Origin of the sequence: Bradyrhizobium sp. PRIMUS42, from assembly GCF_023006515.1 — a bacterium.
GTDB lineage: Bacteria > Pseudomonadota > Alphaproteobacteria > Rhizobiales > Xanthobacteraceae > Bradyrhizobium.
Window position 1 is genome coordinate 1 of sequence record NZ_JALBGZ010000771.1, and the last position, 2811, is coordinate 2811.

Annotated in this window: 3 protein-coding genes and 1 pseudogene; all 4 read right to left on the minus strand. The window is 64.7% G+C overall.

Annotated features, from left to right (window positions below; all coding sequences use genetic code 11):
- A pseudogene (locus tag MOV75_RS33340) lies at positions 1 to 207 on the minus strand (hypothetical protein); the annotation flags it as partial.
- Positions 208 to 493: 286 nt separating this feature from the next.
- Complete coding sequence (locus MOV75_RS33345) at positions 494 to 1567, minus strand: lytic transglycosylase domain-containing protein (RefSeq protein WP_246931823.1); 1074 nt, start codon at positions 1565 to 1567, stop codon at positions 494 to 496.
- Positions 1568 to 1716: 149 nt separating this feature from the next.
- Complete coding sequence (hisI, locus tag MOV75_RS33350; RefSeq protein WP_246931821.1) at positions 1717 to 2139, minus strand: phosphoribosyl-AMP cyclohydrolase; 423 nt, start codon at positions 2137 to 2139, stop codon at positions 1717 to 1719.
- Between the two features lie 84 nt (positions 2140 to 2223).
- The coding region (folE, locus tag MOV75_RS33355; RefSeq protein WP_247007452.1) for a GTP cyclohydrolase I FolE at positions 2224 to 2811 on the minus strand (588 nt) is incomplete at its 5' end.

The following is a 2811-nucleotide window of genomic DNA, read 5'->3' on the forward strand; positions in this document are numbered from 1 at the left end:
CGTGCTGCGCGCAAAGGCCTCGGCCATCGCCTGCCGCACCAGCGGCGAGGGATCGTCGAGCAGCATCAAAAGCGCGCCTTCGGCGGCGATGCGGTCGTCTGTCGAAAGGTCTGAGATCAGCCAGGCCCGGGCCAACGCCCGGGTGGCCTCGGCCCGCTCGCCGGCCGGCGCCGTCCTGATCCAATTGATGAACTGCCGAACAATCATGCTGCTTCCGGCTTACACAACAAACGAAAATGATGACGGCTCGTCACCTGCAACACAAAATAAACCACGACGCTTAACAAAGCGTTCACCATAACTAGCTGGTTTAATTGACGTTTTGTTAAGGGAACAAAGGCGTTTCAAGGCACGTGCCCCGGCTTTGCAGCGCCTCTTCGGCGATGCGCGGCAGAGCCGGCCCCATTTCTCCAGGAGGATAGGCTGCGGCATGGGTCCCGGCTCTGCGCAGCAACGCTACGCGTTGCAGCGCGTCCGGGACACGAGACGGCGACTAGCTCGAGAACGTGCCGCTGCGATCGCTGAAGAGATCGAGTGGCTGCGGCGGCCGCACATCCGGCGTCGCTGAGGCGACCGAGGTGAGCGAGGCATTGTTGCCCCATAATTTCTGCACCGTGGTCGAGACCGGCTGCGTGACATCACCGGGCTGATAGATCGAACGAAACACCGGCGTGCTCGGGGCATTGTCCGCGAGCGTCGTTGGCGCCGAGGCACTGACGGGCGTCACCGCGCGTGCGTTCGGGAAGGTCTGGAGATAGGCGGCGTTGTCGATGACGGGCGCGGCGGGCTGTACGCCGCTCGCGCTCGCGACCTCGGTGGTCGACGGCGTACCGCCATACATCGCCATCGCGCTGCGGGTGGTTTTCGAATTGGCCGCGCTGGCATAGCGCGCATCCAGCACCGAATAGACTTCGGAGACGCTGCGGGCGCGGCCATCCCTCTCGTAGAAGATCGAGCGATTGGCGGACGCCGCGTTCGGAAACAGCCGCGCACCGACCGCTTGCGGATTGTCCTCGGCATTGGCGATCAGTTTTGCGGCTCCGCCGACACCCATGAAATGCGCCATGTAGAGTTCGCTGTCGCTCGGCCTGCGGCCGAGCAGGCCTGTGAGCTTGAAGCTGTTCGACTGCGTCAGCGCGCCCGCCATGCTGGACGCCGCCTCCGGATCGTCGCGCAGCTTCATGATCGACCGCTTCATGGCGGGATCATCGACCGTGTAGCTGCCCGACGAGGTCCTGGTGATGGCGTCGGAATAGTTGCCGTAGCCGAGCTGGGTTCCGGCTTCCTTCACGGTGCCGAGCCAGGTCTGGTCGATGAACTGGTAGAGTCCGTGCGCAGACGAGGTCGTGGCCCCGGCTGTCGGATTGAAATCCGATTCCATCTTGGCGGTGGTCAGCATGTACTGGAAGCTGACGCCAGTGATGTTCGAGGCCTGCTTGATCGCACCGGCGACGCGCGCCCGCGACGGATCGAGACCGGCCGTCTGCGTGGCGCTGAAATTGTCGACCGACATGATGAGGTGCCCGCCCCGCGCGGCATTGGAGGACGCCGGCAATTCGGCGCCCATCGTCTCACCGTGGGACAGGTATGGTTAATGCGGGGTTAATCCCCGGGGGCGGCCCCTCCCCGAGTCATTCGGGGCATCGCGAAGCGACGAGCTACGGTGCGCAATTGCGCACCGTAGCTCGCGCTACGCGCGCCCCGGAATGACGGAGGCTACTTCTTATAGACGTCGCTGGGATCGAACAGCCGATCGGCATCGTTGAACACCAGCTTGGCTCCCCCACCCTCGGCCTCGACCTTCCGGTAGAAGCAGGACCGCCGCCCGGTGTGGCAGGCCGCGCCGACCTGCTCGACACGGATCCAGACCGCGTCCTGGTCGCAATCGGTGCGCATCTCGACCACGCGCTGGGTTTGACCTGAGCTCTCACCTTTTCGCCACAAGGCATTGCGCGAACGGCTGAAGTACCAGGCCTCACCGGTCGCGATCGTCTTGCGCAGTGCCTCCTCGTTCATGTGCGCGACCATGAGCACATCGCCGGTGGCAATGTCGGTCGCGACGCAGGTCACGAGCCCTGCCGCGTCGAACCGCGGCTGGAAGGACAAGCCTTCCTCGATCTCATGGGAATGAGCGGACACAGCAAGCCTCGCTAGAGCATGACCCGGAAAAGTGCGCAGCGGTTTTCCGGCAAGGCCATGCTCAAACAATAAACCGTCGCGAGGTCAGCGCGTGCCTCGCACCAGGGACAGGAAACGGGCCTGTTCCGCCGGATTGTCGCGGAACATGCCGGTGAATCGGCTGGTGAAGGTGGAGGCGCCATGCTTGGCGACGCCGCGCACGGACATGCAGGTGTGCTCGGCCTCGATCAGCACCGCTACGCCGCGCGGCTTGAGGACCTCGTCGATCGCAGCCGCAATCTGGGCCGTCAGATGCTCCTGGGTCTGGAGCCGGCGGGCGAAGATGTCGGTGAGACGAGCCAGCTTGGACAGGCCGACGACGCGTTCCACCGGCGTATAGGCGATGTGCGCCTTGCCGTAGAACGGCATCATGTGATGCTCGCACTGCGAGGTGAACTCGATGTCGCGCACCAGCACGAAATCGTCATAGCCCGCGGTCTCGCCGAAGGTGCGGTCGAGCACCTCGGCCGGGCACTGATGATAGCCCTGATAGAGCTCGTCGAAGGCCTCGACCACGCGGCGCGGCGTGTCGAGCAGGCCCTCACGATCGGTGTTCTCGCCGATATAGGCCAGCAGCGTCTTCACCGCCGCTTCCGCCTCCGCACGCGCCGGGCGCGGCTGGTCGGCGCGGAC

Excerpts from the sequence above, each read along its gene's own strand:
- MOV75_RS33345 (WP_246931823.1), bottom strand. The coding sequence starts at position 1,567 with ATGGGCGCCGAATTGCCGGCGTCCTCCAATGCCGCGCGGGGCGGGCAC.